Raw genomic sequence first — 16179 nt, 5'->3', positions numbered from 1 at the left:
ACCGGGGGCGAGTGCCATGCGTGACCAGGCGCTTTTCGACAAGATCGATCTGCACCTCATCCGGGTGCTTCACACCGTGCTGACCGACCGCAGCGTCTCGCGCGCCGCCATTCGACTGGGCATGTACCAGCCGGCCGTCTCGGCCGCGCTCAAGCGCCTGCGCGAGCTGTCGGGCGATCCGCTGCTGGTGCGCTCGGGCTCGGGCATGGTGCCGACCGATGCGGGGCTGCGCATGATCGAGCCCGCGGCCAGCATCCTGCGCGCGGCCGAGATGCTGTTCTCCGACGCGCGCGGCTTCGATCCGCAGTCGGCCGCCACCACCTTCCGCATCGCCGCCAGCGACTACATGGACCCGCTGTTCCTGCCGATGCTGGTGGCGCAGGTCAAGCGCGACGCACCGCTGTGCCAGATCGAGATCCACGCGCTCACGCCCGACTCGGACTACCACGGCCACCTGGCGCTCGGCCAGGTCGACCTGGTGATCGGCAACTGGCTCAAGCCGCCGGAAGACCTGCACATGGCGCGGCTGTTCGGCGACGAGGTGGTGTCGCTGGTCAACAAGGACCATCCGGCGGTGCGCCGCGGCTGGGACCTGGAGACCTGGCTGGCGGCGGAACACATCGCGCCCACGCCCATGCACCCGGGCGGGCGCGGCATCATCGACCAGATGCTCGACGAGCTGGGCCGGCAGCGCAACATCACCGCGCGCTGCGCGCACTTCGGGCTCATTCCCGACATGGTGGCCTCCAGCCTGCTGGTGCTGACCACCGGGCGACAGTACTGCGAGCGCTTCGCGGCGCGGCTGCCGCTGGCGATCCTCGAATGCCCGGTGGCGCTGCCGCGCCTCATGTACTACCAGCTCTGGCACGAACGCACCCATTCGTCGAGTTCGGCGCGCTGGCTGCGCGAATGCATCAAGGACGTGGCGGCGTCGCTGCGCCCGCCACCCTCCATGGCCGCGCGACCGCCCGCCGCCCCCGAGACATCCGATCCCTGAGAGATCCCCGTTCGCGCTGGCGTCGTGAGCGGGGCAACGATGAAAACCGCCACTACAACAGCTGGAGACAAGCAAATGAGTTCGTTTGAACAGGCGCCCAAAGGCGCCGAGCCCCGCGCGCCGGGGCATGTCGAGTCCGCGCGTCCGCGCGCGGCTGTGGGCAGCGCAAGCGGCTCGGGCCTGCTTGAACGGGTGTTCAAGCTCAGCGCGCACAACACCACCGTGCGCACCGAGGTCATCGCGGGGCTCACCACCTTCCTGACGATGGCCTACATCATCTTCGTGAACCCCTCGATCCTGGGGGACGCGGGCATGCCCAAGGGCGCGGTGTTCGTGGCCACCTGCCTGATCGCGGCGCTGGGCACGCTCATCATGGGCCTGTATGCCAACTACCCGATCGCGATGGCTCCGGGCATGGGCCTGAACGCCTATTTCGCCTACGTGGTGGTGCTGGGCATGGGCTACACGTGGCAGGTTGCGCTGGGCGCGGTGTTCATCTCGGGCTGCCTGTTCCTGATCGTGACGGTCACCGGATTGCGGGAGCTTTTCATACAGGGCATACCGCAGTCCTTGCGAACGGCGATCACCGTGGGCATCGGCATGTTCCTGGCGCTCATCGCGCTCAAGAGCGCCGGCGTGGTCGCGGCGTCGCCGGCCACCTTCGTCACGCTGGGCGACCTGCACTCGGCGCCGGTGATTCTGGCCACGCTGGGCTTTTTGATCATCGTGGCGCTGGACAAGCTCAAGGTGCGCGGCGCGATCCTGATCGGCATCGTCACGGTGACGGTGCTGTCGTTCTTCTTCGGCGGCAACAAGTTCCACGGCGTGTTCGACGCGCCGCCGTCGATCGCGCCCACCTTCATGCAGCTGGACATCATGGGCGCGCTCAAGGGCGGCATCCTGAACGTGGTGCTGGTGTTCTTCCTGGTCGAGATGTTCGACGCGACCGGCACGCTGATGGGCGTGGCCAAGCGCGCCGGCCTGCTGGTGCCGGGCAAGATGGAGCGCATGAACAAGGCGCTGCTGGCCGACAGCGGCGCGATCTTCGCGGGCTCGCTGCTCGGCACCTCGAGCACCACGGCCTACGTGGAAAGCGCGGCGGGGGTGCAGGCCGGTGGGCGTACCGGCCTCACGGCCGTGGTGGTGGCGCTGCTGTTCCTCGCCTGCCTGATGATCTCGCCGCTGGCGGGCTCTGTGCCGGCGTATGCCACCGCACCGGCGCTGCTCTTCGTGGGCTGCCTGATGCTGCGCGACCTGGTCGAGCTGGATTGGGAAGACACCACCGAGGTGATCCCGGCCGCCGTCACCGCGCTGACGATGCCCTTCACCTACTCGATCGCCAACGGCCTGGCGTTCGGCTTCATCACCTATGCCGTGCTGAAGCTGTGCACCGGCCGGGCACGGGAAGTGCATGCGATGGTCTGGGTCATCGCCGCCGTGTTCCTGTTCAAGTTCGCCTATATCGGCGGGCATTGAAATGACGGACTGAGGCAAGCGCCGTCGGGCGCCGATGGTCGCGGGGACGCCATTAGACTCATGGCCGTTCCCGCTTTGTTGCTGTTGAACGAGACAAACCCACCAAACCCGGCATGACAACCCCCAGACTCCAGCTCGCGCACATCACCAAGCGGTATCCCGCGGTGGTGGCCAACAGCGACATCACCCTGGCCGTGCAGCCCGGCGAAATCCACGCCGTGCTCGGCGAGAACGGCGCCGGCAAGTCGACCCTGATGAAGATCATCTACGGGTCGGTCAAGCCCGACGAAGGCACCGTCACCTTCGACGGCCAGGCCGTCAACCTGCGCAACCCCCAGCAGGCGAGGGCGCTGGGCATCAGCATGGTGTTCCAGCATTTCAGCCTGTTCGACACACTCACCGTGGCCGAGAACGTCTGGCTGGGGCTGGACAAGTCGCTGCAGCTGGCCGAAGTGGCGCGCAGCATCACGGCCAAGGCGAGCGAGTACGGCCTGGACATCGACCCCTCGCGCCCGGTGCACACGCTGTCGGTGGGCGAGATGCAGCGGGTGGAGATCATCCGCGCGCTGCTCACCAACCCCAAGCTGCTGATCCTCGACGAGCCGACCTCGGTGCTCACGCCGCAGGCCGTGCTCAAGCTGTTCCAAGTGCTCAAGAAGCTGTCGTCGGAGGGCTGCAGCATTCTCTACATCAGCCACAAGCTGCACGAGATCCGCGAGCTGTGCACCGCCTGCACCGTGCTGCGCGGCGGCAAGGTGACGGGGGTGTGCAATCCGCAGAACGAGAGCAACGAGTCGCTCTCGCGGCTGATGATCGGCAGCGAGCCGCCGCCGCTGAAGCACAGGCCGGTGCACGCGGGCGCCGTGGCGCTGCGCGTCGAGCGGCTGTCGCTGGCGCGCGAGGACCAGTTCGGCGTGGACCTCGACGGCATTTCCTTCGAAGTGCGCGCGGGGGAAGTGGTCGGCATCGCGGGCGTCTCGGGCAACGGGCAAAAGGAACTGCTCTACACGCTGTCGGGTGAGGACGTGCGCGCCGAGGCCGCGATGGTCCGCGTGTTCGACAAGCCGGCGGGCAGGCTGCGGCCGCGCGCGCGGCGCGCCCTGGGCCTGCATTTCGTGCCCGAGGAACGGCTGGGCCGCGGCGCGGTGCCCACGCTGGGGCTCGCGCACAACCTCCTGCTCACGCGCAGCAATGCGGTCGGGCGGGGCGGCTGGATCCGCACCGGCGCGCTCGAGCGCCATGCGCGCTCGATCATCGAGCGCTTCAACGTCAAGGCGGGCGGCCCGCATGCGGCGGCGCGCTCGCTGTCGGGCGGCAACCTGCAGAAATTCATCGTCGGCCGCGAGATCGACGCCAATCCCAGGCTCTTCATCGTCTCGCAGCCGACCTGGGGCGTGGACGTGGGCGCCGCCGCGCTGATCCGCGGCGAGATCCTCGCGCTGCGCGATGCCGGCTGCGCCGTGCTGGTGGTCAGCGAGGAGCTCGACGAGCTGTTCGAGATCAGCGACCGGCTGCACGTGATCGCCAAGGGGCGGCTGTCGCCGTCCGTCGACCGCGCGGCGGCCACGCTGCCGCAGATCGGCGAATGGATGAGCGGCCTGTGGCAGAAGGACTCGGAGGCAGCCCATGCTTAAGCTCGAACCCCGCCCGGAGCTGTCGCGCTTCTGGAGCTATGCCTCGCCGATCCTGGCGCTGCTGATCACCGTGCTGATCGGCGTGGCGCTGTTCGCCGCGCTCGGCAAGGACCCGGTCAAGGGCCTGCTGGTGTTCTTCTACGAGCCCATCAAGAACGGCTACGCCATCGGCGAGCTGATGGTCAAGGCCACGCCGCTGCTCATCATCGCGCTGGGGCTGGCCGTGTGCTTCCGCTCGAACGTGTGGAACATCGGCGCCGAAGGACAGTTCGTGTTCGGCGCCATCGCGGCGGGCGGCGTCGCGCTGCTGGCCGACAAGACCACCGGGCAATGGATCGTGGTGGCCATCCTGGCCGCGGGCATCCTTGGCGGCATGGTGTGGGCGGGCATCGTCGCGTTGCTGCGCGACAAGTGCAACGCCAACGAGATCCTGGTGAGCCTGATGCTGGTCTACGTGGCCACGCTGCTGCTGGGCTACATGGTCTTCGGCCCGTGGAAAGACCCGAACGGCTACAACTTTCCGCAGACCAAGACCTTCGAGGCGGTCACGCAGATCCCGCGCCTGTTCAAGGGCTCGCGCGTGAGCATCGGGCTGGTCATCGCGCTGGTCGGGGCCGGGGCGCTGTGGGTGTTCCTGTTCCGCACGCGCGCGGGCTTTGCGCAGCAGGTCGGCGGGCTGGCGCCGGCGGCCTCGCGCTATGCGGGCTTCTCGGCCCGCCGCGCGGTGTGGATCGCGCTGCTGACCTCGGGCGGCGCGGCCGGCCTGGCCGGCGCGCTCGAAGTGGCCGGCCCGCTCGGGCAGCTCACGCCGTACGTGCCGGCGGGCTACGGCTTCGCTGCCATCATCGTGGCCTTCGTCGGGCGGCTGCACCCGGTGGGCATGATCTTCTCGGCCATCCTCATGAGCATGTTCTACATCGGCGGCGAACTGGCGCAGTCGCGCCTGGGCCTGCCGAAGTCGCTCACCGGCGTGTTCCAGGGCCTGCTGTTGTTCACGCTGCTGGCCTGCGACACGCTCATCGCCTACCGCATCCGCCGCAAGGCGGCCGCCAAGGCCGCCTCCGGCATGACCACCGCCTCGCTGCAGGCCAGCACACCCATCACCGCGCCCGTCGCGCGCCCGAACGAGGGAGCCCTCTGACATGGAAAGCTACGCACTCCTGCTCGGCTCCACTTTGAGCGCGGGCACCGTGCTCGCCATCGCGGCGCTGGGCCTGCTCATCAACGAGAAGGCCGGCATCGTCAACCTCGGAGCCGAGGGCATGATGCTGTGCGCCGCCATCGCGGGCTTCGCGACGGTCGTCACCACGCACAACCCATGGCTCGGCTTCCTGGCCGGCATGGCGGCGGGGGCCCTGCTTGCCGCCTTCTTCGGCGTGCTGGTGATCTGGCTTAACACCAACCAGTACGCGACCGGGCTCGCGCTGAGCCTGTTCGGCGTGGGCTTCTCGGCCTTCGCCGGCATCAACTTCGTGCAGGCCAAGCTGCCGGAAAGCGCGTCCTACGCGATTCCCGTGCTGAGCGACCTTCCCCTCGTCGGCCCGGCGCTGTTTCGCCATCACCCGATGGTGTATGCCGCGATGGCGCTGACCGCCGGGCTGATCTGGTTCCTGTACCGCACGCGCGCCGGCCTGGTGCTGCGCTCGGTCGGCGAATCGCCCGAGTCGGCGCATGCGCTGGGCTACCCGGTGCGGCGCATCCGCTTCCTGGCGGTGATCGCGGGCGGTGCGCTGTGCGGGCTGGCGGGCGCGTACCTCTCGACGGTGTACACGCCGCTGTGGGTCGAGGGCATGGTGGCGGGCCGCGGCTGGATCGCGCTGGCGCTCACCACTTTCGCGACCTGGCGGCCGGTGCGCGTGCTGCTGGGCGCGTACCTGTTCGGCGGCGTCTCGATGCTGGGCTTCCACCTGCAGAGCAGCGGCGTCGACGTGCCCGCGCAGTTCCTCAGCATGCTGCAGTACATCGCGCCGATCGTGGTGCTGGCGCTGATCTCGCGCAACCCCGCGTTCATCCGCGCCAACATGCCGGCGTCCATCGGGAAACCGTTCTACCCCGGCTCATAATCGCGTTTTCGTTTTCCCGCCAACCCGTCCTTTTTGAGGATTTCCGACAATGAATGATCTGAACAAGCGCTCCCTGCTCAAGCTGGCTGCCTTCACCGCGGTCGCTTCGGCCGCCCTGATCGGCTGCGGCAAGAAAGAAGAAGCCGCAGCACCGGCCGCCGCACCCGCGGCCCCGGCTCCCGTGGCGGCCGCCCCGGCACCGGCACCGGCAGCGCCGCTGAACATCGCGTTCGCCTATGTCGGTCCGGTGGGCGACGGCGGCTGGTCGTTCGCGCACGACAACGCCCGCAAGGCGCTCGAAAAGGAATTCGGCGACAAGATCAAGACCACCTTCGTTGAAAGCGTGCCCGAAGGCGCGGACGCCGAGCGCGTGTTCCGCGACTTCGTGAGCCAGGGCAACAAGCTGATCTTCGGCACCACCTTCGGCTACATGGAGCCCATGCTCAAGGTCGCGGCGGACAGCAAGGACGTGAAGTTCGAGCACGCCACCGGCTACAAGACGTCGGAAAACATGCGCACCTACGACAGCCGCACGTACGAAGGCGCGTACATGGCCGGCGTCATCGCCGGTGCCATGACCAAGAGCAACACCCTGGGCGTGGTCGGCTCGGTGCCGATTCCCGAAGTGCTGCGCAACATCAACAGCTTCACGCTGGGCGCGCAGTCGGTGAACCCGAAGATCACGACCAAGGTCGTGTGGGTGAACGAGTGGTTCAGCCCGCCGAAGGAAACCGAAGCCGCCACCGCGCTGATCAACGGCGGCGCCGACGTGCTGTTCCAGAACACCGACTCGCCGGCCGTGCTCAAGACCGCGCAGGAAAAGGGCAAGCGCGCGTTCGGCTGGGACTCCGACATGACCGCCTACGGTCCCAAGGCCCACCTGGCCTCCGCCGTCATCAACTGGACCCCGTACTACGTGAAGGCCACCCAGGAAGCGCTGGACGGCAAGTGGACCACCGGCCAGTCGTGGTGGGGCGTGAAGGAAGGCGCCATCGACCTCGTGTCGATCGCCGAGGACGTGCCGGCGGAAGCCAAGGCCAAGGTCGATGAAGTCAAGAAGGGCCTGAAGGACGGCAGCTTCGTGATCTGGAAGGGCCCGATCCTCGGCCAGGACGGCAAGGAACTGGTCGCCAAGGACGCCGTGGCCGACGACAAATTCCTCTCTGGCATCAACTTCTACGTCAAGGGCGTGGAAGGCAAGGTGCCGGGCGGCGACAAGAAGTAAGGCAGCAGCGCGCTGACGGATTCACGGGCCACCCCTGGAAAGGGGTGGCCCGTTGTCGTATGTGGGCCGGCTCGGCGCCTACGATGACGTGCCTTGCGCGAGCGATCGGGCGTCTCGTGGGGGGCGCGCAACTCATCAACAAGACTTTCAGGGAGAAAAAATGTCCACAACATTGCGAGCCAGGTTTGCGTCCGCGTTCGTCCTGTGCGCAGGCCTGGTCGGCAGTCCGGCGGATGCCGTGCAGCCCGAGGATCGGCGGTCGATCCTCGATGCGATTCGCCCGGTGGCTGCGGGGCGCGTGGCGCGTCCCGTCAAGATCAAGGTCGACATCTTGAACGTGGACAGCGGCTGGGCGGTTCTTGTCGGTGAATTGGTTTCCTCCTCCGGCGCTCCGCTCGACTGGAGTTCAAGCGAATGCCACCCGGACTTGGACAAGATGCTGTGGGTCGTCCTGAAGAAGTCCGCAGGCACGTGGAAGGTGAGGGACATGGACGTCTGCGCCAGCGAGCCGCCGTACTGGTATCTCGACTCCTCCTATGGCGGCCTCGTCTGGCCCTGTGGTGTTTACGCCGGTCTTGATGCCGGCGGAGAGGACGGCCCGCTCGAACAGCAATGCCGCCGGCAAATAAAAAGTAAATCTGTTAAGAAGTGAGCGCTTATGTGTTACAAAATGAGACTTAACTCCTGAATTGTTATCTGCCTGCCACTGCCCGGATCTTCTTTCACGCCAATCCGTGAGGAAAATCCTTGCCTTCAGCTAGAGTAACAATCGGTGTCGCAGCACCGGTCTGCTGAAAGGCGGATCGGGCGCCCAGCGCCTTCAGGAGGACCGCCAAAGATCCACAGACGAGGCTGAAATGCAGGATGCCGTCACCAACCCCACTCAAGCAGCAGCGTCCCAACCCGCGCCGATTCCGCTGGACATTCCCGGCTATGAACTTCTGGAGGCACTGGGCGCCGGCGGCTACGGCACGGTGTACCGCGCGCGCCAGCAGAGCACGGGCGCACAGGTCGCGATCAAGGTCGTGAAGCTGCAGGCGGGCAACCGGCGCGTGGCCCGCTTCCATCGCGAGACGCGGCTGTGCGCCGCGCTGCATCACCCGCACATCGTCCAGCTGCTCGACAAGGGCGAGCAGGGCGATTGCGTCTACGGCGTCTTCGAATACGTGCCGGGCGAAACGCTCACCAGCCTCATTCGCCGCCAGGGCGCGCTGACGGCGTCCGAGACCGGCCGCCTCATGGCCGAGGTGCTGGACGCACTCGACTGCGCGCATGCGGCCGGCATCGTCCACCGCGACCTCAAGCCCGACAACGTGATGGTGACGCTCACCGGCGCCGTACCGCACGCGAAGGTGCTCGACTTCGGCATCGGCACCGTCATTCCCCAGCGCACCGGCCTGCAGTTCCCCGCGCTCACGATGACGGAGGAGAGCCTGGGAACGCCGGCCTACAGCGCGCCCGAGCAACTGCGCGGCGAGCCGCCGAGCATCCGCACCGACCTCTACGCCTGGGGCCTGATGTTCCTCGAATGCCTGACCGGCGCACCCGCCGTGCAGGGGGCGTCGGCGGCGGAAATCCTGCACCGGCAATTGAGCCCGCAGGAAATTCCGCTGCCTCCCGAGATCGTGGAGCACCCGGTGGCCGCGCTGCTGCGCAAGGCGCTCAGGAAGAAGGCCGCGGAGCGCGCCGATTCCGCTGCCACGCTGCTGGCCGAACTCACGCGCCTGCGGCTCGAGGACCTCGTGGGCGTGCTGCGCTCGACCCGCCAGGCGCAGCATGAAACGCTCACGCGCACCGTGGCCACCACGCGCGTGTTCTCCGAGAAGCGGCAGCTCACCGTGCTGTGCTGCAGCGTCTCGGTGTGGCCCGACACCGACGCGGACGGCGCCGAGACGCACGACGCGCTGCCCTCCGACATCGAGGACATCGAACTGCTGCAGCGCGACGAGCTCGCGCTGTTCGCGGAGACCGCCACCCGCCGCGGCGGCCTGCTCGCCGGCACGCTCGGCGACCGCATGATCGTGCTGTTCGGCTATCCGCATGCCAGCGACACCGACGCACGGCAGGCCAGCATGACGGCGTTGGAGCTGATGGCGCTGAGCCGCCGCCGCGCCGCCGCCGTCGCGCAGGCGCACGGCGTGCACCTGGGCATCCGCATGGGCATGCACACCGGCATGGCCGTGGTGGCCAACGGCGAGGTGCCTTCGGGCCATGCCGTCAACGTGGCGATGCGGCTCGAAGCCGTGGCCGAGACGGGCACCCTGCTCGCGAGCGAAAGCAGCCACCGCCTGCTGGGCCGCTACGCGCACTTCGACAAGGTCGCCAACGTGAGCCTGCCGGGCCAGTCCGCGGGCATCCAGACCTACCAGCTCAATGTCGACCGGCAGGCGCCGCTGCTGCCCGACCCGTCGCCGGACGCCGCGGCGCAGGCCGTGTGCGTCGGCCGCGAGGCCGAACTGGAGCGACTGCGCGCCGCATGGAGCCGGGCGCGGCAGGACCACGGCAGCGCCGTGTGGATTCGCGGCGAGCCGGGCATCGGCAAGTCCTGCCTGGCCGACACCTTGCGCGCGCATGTGCTGGCCGAAGGCCTGCGCACCGTCGGCGCGCAGTGCCAGCCGGAGAACCGCAACAACGCGCTCACGCCTTTCCTGAACCTGCTGCGCCAGCGGCTCGACGCGGCCCCCGACACCTCGCCGGACGGCCGCCGCGAATGGCTGCGCGAGATCCTGCGCGGCGCCGGCTGCGACGAGGACGCGGTGCTGCCCATCTTCTGCGCGTGGCTCTCGCTGCCGCTGGGCAACTGCGAGCCCAGCCGCATTTCTCCTCCGATGCAGAAGGCACTGCTGCTGTCGTCGATGGCGCAGTGGCTGCTGCACATCGCCGAGTCCGCGCCGCTGCTGCTCGTGCTCGAGGACGTGCACTGGGCCGACCCCACGAGCATCGAGTTCGTCGAACAGCTCAGCGCGCAGCTGCCGAACCGCCGCGTGCTGCTGGTGCTCACGGCGCGGCCCGAATGGACGCCGCCGCAGGCGCTAGAGGCCGAGTGCATCGACGTGCGCCGGCTCGAGGACGCGCAGGCCGCGGAGCTGGCGCGGCGGGCGCTGGCGCCGCGCGTGGTCACCGCCGGCGTGATCCGCAACGTGGTGGAGCGCACCGATGGCGTGCCGCTGTTCGTGCAGGAAATGGCGCGCATGCTGCTCGATGCCTACCTGGTCGAGAGCGACGGCGTCTGGGGCTTTCGCGACACGATGCAGCCGGCCGCGATTCCGGTCACGCTGCGCGACTCGCTGGTCAGCCGCTTCGACCGGCTCGGCCCGCTCAAGAACCTGCTGCAGCTCGCGGCCACCATCGGGCGCCAGTTCGAGATCGACCTGCTGTGCGCCTGCTCGGGCCGCGCGCGCGACGCGGTGGACGCCGACATGGCCGTGCTGCGCGAGGCGGAGCTGGTCATGCCCGACGACCGCGCGGGCGCGGGCGCCTACATGTTCCGCCACGCGTTGATCCGCGACACGGCCTACGAATGCATGCTGGTGGCGCAGCGCCGCCAGCAGCACCGCGACGTGGCGCAGACGCTGATGCAGCGCTATCCGCAGCGCGTGGCCGCCGAGCCCGGCGGCGTGGCGCAGCACTGGGCCGATGCCGGCGACCACGCACAGGCCATCGCGCATGCGGTGCAGCAACTGCGCATCACGCAGGTTCGCTCGCTGAACGATGAAACCATCGCCTACGCCCGGCACATCGACAGCTGGATGGCGCAGCTCGGCGGCACCGCCCAGCGCGAGGCCCGGCTCGACGTGAACAGCTACGTCACGCAGGCGATGATGAACAAGTACGGCTGGGCCCACGAGCAGGTGGTGGAGCGCATCGCGCTGTCGCAGGACCTGCTGGACGACACCGTCGCGCGCGACAAGCAGGTGCAGCACCTGTGGGCCCTCATCACCTACCACCACGTCGCGAGCAACCGCGGCGAAGTGCACCGCCTGAGCCACCGGCTGCTCGACCATGCGACGCAGCAGCAGGACCAGGGCGTGCTCGTCGCGGCGCAGACCTACCTCGGGCTCTCGCACTATTCCGAAGGTCGCTTCGACCTGGCCGAACAGGCGCTGAGCGATGCCATCGAGCGCTACGACCCCGTCGCCCACGCGCACCACGCGGCCGAGTTCGGTTTCGACACGCGGGTGTGGGCCACCACCGGGCGCGCGCTGGTGCGCTGGTTCGCGGGCCACGACGAGGCCGCGCGCAACGACGCGACCACCGCCGTGCGCCTGGCGCGCGAGATGTCGCACATTCCTTCGCTGAGCATGGCGCTGCTCTACCAGAGCCTGGGCCACCAGGCCCGCGGCGACCGGGCCAGGGCGCTCGCGAGCACCGGCGAGCTGCTCGACATCACGGCGCGCTACGGCCTGCCGGCGTTCACCGGCTACGCGGAAATCATCCGCTGCTGGGCCAGCGGCGAGGCGAGCGACATCGCGCGCGCCGACGGCGCCGTGGAGGCGCTGTGGGGCATGGGCTGCCGCTATTGCCAGAGCTATTACCGCGCCTTCGCCGCGGAGACGCTGGCGGCCAACCAGCGCTGGGCCGAGGCGGCCGAGCGCATCGACGAGTGCCTGCGCCTGGTGGACGTGCTCGAAGAGCGGCTCTACAGCGCCGAGCTGCACCTGAAGAAAGCCCGCTACCTGCAGGCCGCCGGTGCCGACAGCGCCACCGTGCAGGCGTGTTTCTCGCAGGCCGCGCTGGTCGCGCGCGTGAGCGGGAAACACCGAACCGAAGCCGAAGCCCTGGTGGCGTTGCAGGCACTGGCACCCGCCGTGCACGACGTTGCCGGACGCTTGAAGGAGCTGGCCGCCCTGCGGCCGGAACTGTCCGTGCGCACGCCCGTGCATGCGCACATCACTTGAACCCAAGGATTGAAGTCACCATGACCCTCCAGCGCCAGAACGCCGACCCGTTGCTCGAATTCCGCCTAGCCTACCTGCGCGGCATCGCCCGATCGTGGCAGGACGACGCCTACCGCCGCGAACTGCTCGAGCAGCGCGACATCCAGCCGCTGCTGCACCGCGATTTCGGCCTGCCGACGCTGTGGCCGCAGCTCGACATCTCGCTCTACCAGAGCGCCGACCCGCACCAGCGCGCCGAGTGGAAGCCCATGCTCACGGCCGGCTGGATCGGCCCCGACGACGCCTTCGTCATCGTGCTGCCGCAGGCGCCGGCGTCGAACGCCTCCGAGGCCCTGGCTGCCTACTACCAGCAGTTCCCCAACTTCATGGGCTCCTCCGCCCAGTTCGAAGCGTCCGAAGTGACACCGGGCCTGCTCGGCGGCGGCCTGCCCACGGGCCTGGGCATTCCCGGCGGCGGCCCCGATTCGCTGCTGGCCTTCGGCGGCGTGGTGCTGCGCGCCATCGCGCTCGCATGGCAGTCCCCCGAGTTCCACGCGGAACTCACCCGCGACGACGGCACCGACAAGGCCAATGTGCTGAGCCAATGGCTGGGCTACAACAACCCGTTCAACTTCGAGATCCGCTTCGCGACCAACTCGGCATTCACCTGGGACGCCGCCGCCGGCCAGTGGAACCAGACGAACCCGGACGGCTCGCCCATCAAGAACAGCATCCGGCTGAACTACCCGAGCGCGCCCGAAGAAAAGGACATGTGGGCGATCGCGCTGACCTCGTACAACAACACGGGCAGCGCCTATCCGTTCACCTGCTGAGCTTGCCGTCGCGCCGGTGCAGCCGCAACCGCCGACCCAGGCGCTGCAGGGCGCCACGGCCACGCTGCTGCTGACCCTGGCCGCGCGTGCGCGCGCCGGCGGCATGGAGGACATGCCGGCGTTCGACGATCCGCAAGCGCGCCGCATTGCGGCGGCGCTGCCCCTCGACCTGTCGGGCTACGCGGCGGACGCCGCCTTCGTGCGCGGCGTGGTGGTGCGCGCGCTGCTGTTCGACCGGTACGCGGCGGAGTTTCTCGCGGCCCATCCGACGGGCCTGTGCATCGCGCTGGGCGCGGGCCTGTGCACGCGCCGCAGCCGGCTGGCCGCGGTTGCCGGCGCTGCAGCGGCCGGCGCGCGCTGGCTGAACGTCGACCTGCCCGATGCCATTTCCCTGCGCGAGCAATACATGCCCCGCGCCGAGGAAGAAGACAACCTGGCCTGCTCGCTCCTCGATGCCGCGTGGCTCGACACTGCAGGCCTGCCGGGCGACCGGCCGGTGCTGGTGATGCTGGAGGGCGTCTGCCCCTACCTGCCGCAGGCGCCGCTGGAGGCCGTGCTGCACGAGTTGGCCGAGCGGTTCGCGCGCGGCGGCCCGCCGTGCTTCGTCGTGCTCGACCACGTGCATCCGGCGCTCGCTCGGCTTCCGATGCAGGTGGGCGGCATGCATCTGCCGGTGGTGTCGGGCTTCGAGGAGGCCGCCGGCCTTACGCGCATTCATCCGTCGATCCGGGTGATGTCCGAAGAACATCCTTATGCGCAGTTCTCGCAGCAGCACCTGCTGTTCGAGACCGTGTTCCATGCCACCACGGGCGCGCGGCCCTATGCCGTCGTCCGCCTCGCATTGGGCTCGCAAGACGATGCGTGACGCCGCCGCGCCCGACCTGTTCGGCGACGTCTTCCAGTGGCACGAGAAATACCTGCCGCCGGCGGTGCTGCGCGACCGCCTGCTGCTGCTGAGCGAGAACGAGCTGCTGGTGCTCGGCTCTCCCGGTGTCATGGCGCTCGAGCGCGTGCTGCGCCAAGGCGTGAGCCTGGCGACGCACTGCAGGGACGCGGCTGCCGGCGCGCTGCTCGCCGAGATGCTGCATGCGCTTGGCGCCTTGCTGCGGCAGGGCCTGGTGCGCCCGGTGATGCTGCGCGGCGGCGAGGCCTACCTGCTGCCCGATTTCTCGGCGCCGCACACGCCCATGGCGGTCGCGGTCCGTGTCGAGGCCATCTCGCTGACGGACGCGGTGGGCCGGGGCGCGGCGATGCGTTGGGGCCAGGCGCTGGCCGAGGCGCTCGATGGCGCGGGCGCCAGCATCAGCCCCGGCCTCACGATCGTGTACTGCGACGACTACCTGGACCCCCGGCTGGGCGCCATCGATGCCCGGCAGCGCGCAAAGGGACAGCCGTGGCTGCTGGTGAAGCCGGCGGGCGAGCAGGCCATGGTCGGCCCGCTGTTCACGCCGCGTGCCGGCGTAAGCGAAGGCGAGGCGCCGGCCTGCTGGCATTGCCTTGCGCACCGCTGGCTGCGCAACCGGCCGGCGCGCGCCTGGTGGCGGGCGCGGCATGGCGACCTGGACAGCGGGCCGCCGGTGCGCGCGGGCGCCAGCCTGGTGGCCGAACGGCTGGACGGGCTGCTCGTCAAGGCGCGGCAGATGCTGGTCGCACCGCCCGGCGAGGCGCAGGCGGTATGGACGCTCGATCCCCTGGAAAGAAACCCCGTGGCCGCGCGCCCCCAATGCCCGCAGTGCGGAAACCCGGGGCTCATGGCGCTGCTGCAGCGCGAGCGCATCGCGCCGGCGCCCGGCGGACCTGTCGCCGGCGCCGACGGCGGCTGGCGCACCGTGCCGGCTTCGGCCACGGTCGAGCGCCTGTCGCGCCATGTCGGGCCTCTGTGCGGCGTGATCGCGCGGGTGAAGCCCTTGAATGCAGAGTCCGACGACATGCTGACGGTCTACCGCAGCGAGATCTTCAAGACCCCGCAGACCTTCGGCGACCCCGCACCTGGCGCCTGGATGCAGACCTGCCTGGGCAAGGGCATGTCGGCGGCGCAGTCACGTGCCAGCGCGATGTGCGAGGCGGTGGAGCGCTACGCCGCTTTCTACCAGGGCGACGAAGCCACGGTCATCGCGCCCGCCGCGGACCTGGACGCGCGCTGCATTCCGCCGACCGCGCTGGCGCACTTCAGCGAGCACCAGAAGTCGCAATTCGGCACCGAGAAGCCGCCGCACGCCGTGGCTGCGGCCGACGCCGGACCGGAGCCGGCCTGGTGGGTGCCCGCGTGGTCGCTGACCGCCGATGCGCGCTGCTATCTGCCGCTGGCCTTCTGCCACGCCCATGCGCCCGCCGAGAGCCAGTACCACGTCACCTGGACATCGAACGGCTGCGCTGCCGGGAACACGCTCGAGGAGGCCATCCTGCAGGGCTTCCTCGAACTGGTGGAGCGCGATGCCGCCGCCATCTGGTGGTACGGCCGGGTCCGCCGGCCTGCCATCGACCTGGACGGCATGCCGGTCGCCACCCGCCTGCGCCTGTCGCGCACATGGGGGCTGCAGTGGGCGCACTGGGTGCTCGACATCACCCACGACTTCGGCATTCCGGTGGTCGCGGCGGTGGGGCGGCACCGGCAGACCGGCGAATGGGCCGTCGGCTTCGGCTGCAGTCCGGACCGCATGCTGGCCTGCGAGCGCGCGCTCACCGAAATGAGCCAGCTGATCGCGGCGGGCAAGACCTTCCCGGTGCCCGGCGCCGACGGCGCGCACGAGGCGCCGGCCTTCCTCGTGCCGATGGAAGAGGCCGGCGCCGTGCCGCTGCATGCGTCGCCCGACGCCGGTGCGCAGCGCGACATCGCCGGGGAGATTGCGCGGTGCGTGGGCATCGCCACCGGCCTGGGCCTGGAGACGATCGTGCTCGACCACTCGCGCCCGGACATTCCGCTGCGCACGGTCAAGGTCGTGGTGCCGGGCCTGTGCCACATCTGGCCCGAGCTGGGCAACCAGCGTCTCTACGGCGTGCCCGTGGCGATGGGGTGGCGCGACGCGCCCCTGCAGGAAGCCGATCTCAACCCCCAGGCGCTGTACGTCTGAGCG

General features: G+C 69.4%; 11 protein-coding genes. All 11 read left to right on the top strand.

The features are described from left to right. Positions 1–16 precede the first annotated feature (16 nt). The 11 genes from AC1RVW_RS15345 to AC1RVW_RS15295 all read left to right on the top strand — a co-directional run bounded on the left by AC1RVW_RS15345 (position 17) and on the right by AC1RVW_RS15295 (position 16176). The gene (locus AC1RVW_RS15345) at positions 17–997 is read left to right on the top strand and encodes a LysR family transcriptional regulator (protein ID WP_081268961.1); all 981 of its coding nucleotides are present in this window, start codon (positions 17–19) and stop codon (positions 995–997) included. 75 nt (positions 998–1072) lie between these two features. Beyond that, a complete protein-coding gene (locus AC1RVW_RS15340) occupies positions 1073–2473 on the top strand; it encodes an NCS2 family permease (protein WP_081268960.1) in 1401 nt (466 codons plus the stop codon). A 113-nt stretch (positions 2474–2586) separates the two neighbouring features. After that, positions 2587–4107 carry an ABC transporter ATP-binding protein gene (locus tag AC1RVW_RS15335; RefSeq protein ID WP_081268959.1) on the top strand — a complete coding sequence of 507 codons (1521 nt, stop codon included), beginning with the start codon at positions 2587–2589 and terminating at the stop codon, positions 4105–4107. Next, positions 4100–5248 carry an ABC transporter permease gene (locus AC1RVW_RS15330; RefSeq protein WP_106938128.1) on the top strand — a complete coding sequence of 383 codons (1149 nt, stop codon included), beginning with the start codon at positions 4100–4102 and terminating at the stop codon, positions 5246–5248. The genes AC1RVW_RS15335 and AC1RVW_RS15330 overlap by 8 nt, the downstream gene beginning before the upstream one ends. Position 5249: 1 nt before the next feature. Continuing rightward, on the top strand, positions 5250–6170 hold the full coding sequence (locus tag AC1RVW_RS15325) for an ABC transporter permease (protein WP_409196748.1): 921 nt from the start codon (positions 5250–5252) through the stop codon (positions 6168–6170). Between the two features lie 49 nt (positions 6171–6219). After that, positions 6220–7395 (top strand): BMP family ABC transporter substrate-binding protein, encoded by a 1176-nt coding sequence (locus tag AC1RVW_RS15320; RefSeq protein ID WP_081268956.1) that lies wholly within the window; start codon positions 6220–6222, stop codon positions 7393–7395. 160 nt (positions 7396–7555) lie between these two features. Beyond that, positions 7556–8047 (top strand): hypothetical protein, encoded by a 492-nt coding sequence (locus AC1RVW_RS15315; protein WP_493200869.1) that lies wholly within the window; start codon positions 7556–7558, stop codon positions 8045–8047. A 205-nt stretch (positions 8048–8252) separates the two neighbouring features. Beyond that, a complete protein-coding gene (locus AC1RVW_RS15310; RefSeq protein WP_493200867.1) occupies positions 8253–12293 on the top strand; it encodes a TOMM system kinase/cyclase fusion protein in 4041 nt (1346 codons plus the stop codon). A 20-nt stretch (positions 12294–12313) separates the two neighbouring features. Next, positions 12314–13105: a BMA_0021/BMA_0022 family TOMM bacteriocin gene (locus AC1RVW_RS15305; protein ID WP_493200865.1), complete on the top strand. Its 792-nt coding sequence runs from the start codon at positions 12314–12316 to the stop codon at positions 13103–13105. A gap of 16 nt (positions 13106–13121) precedes the next feature. Beyond that, a complete protein-coding gene (locus AC1RVW_RS15300; protein ID WP_493200863.1) occupies positions 13122–13970 on the top strand; it encodes a class I SAM-dependent methyltransferase in 849 nt (282 codons plus the stop codon). Beyond that, a complete protein-coding gene (locus AC1RVW_RS15295; RefSeq protein ID WP_493200861.1) occupies positions 13963–16176 on the top strand; it encodes a TOMM precursor leader peptide-binding protein in 2214 nt (737 codons plus the stop codon). The genes AC1RVW_RS15300 and AC1RVW_RS15295 overlap by 8 nt, the downstream gene beginning before the upstream one ends. Positions 16177–16179 lie beyond the last annotated feature (3 nt).

The sequence above is a fragment of the Variovorax sp. MPBD4-3 genome (genome assembly GCF_058809745.1).
This window is presented reverse-complemented; position numbering and strand designations above follow the sequence as displayed.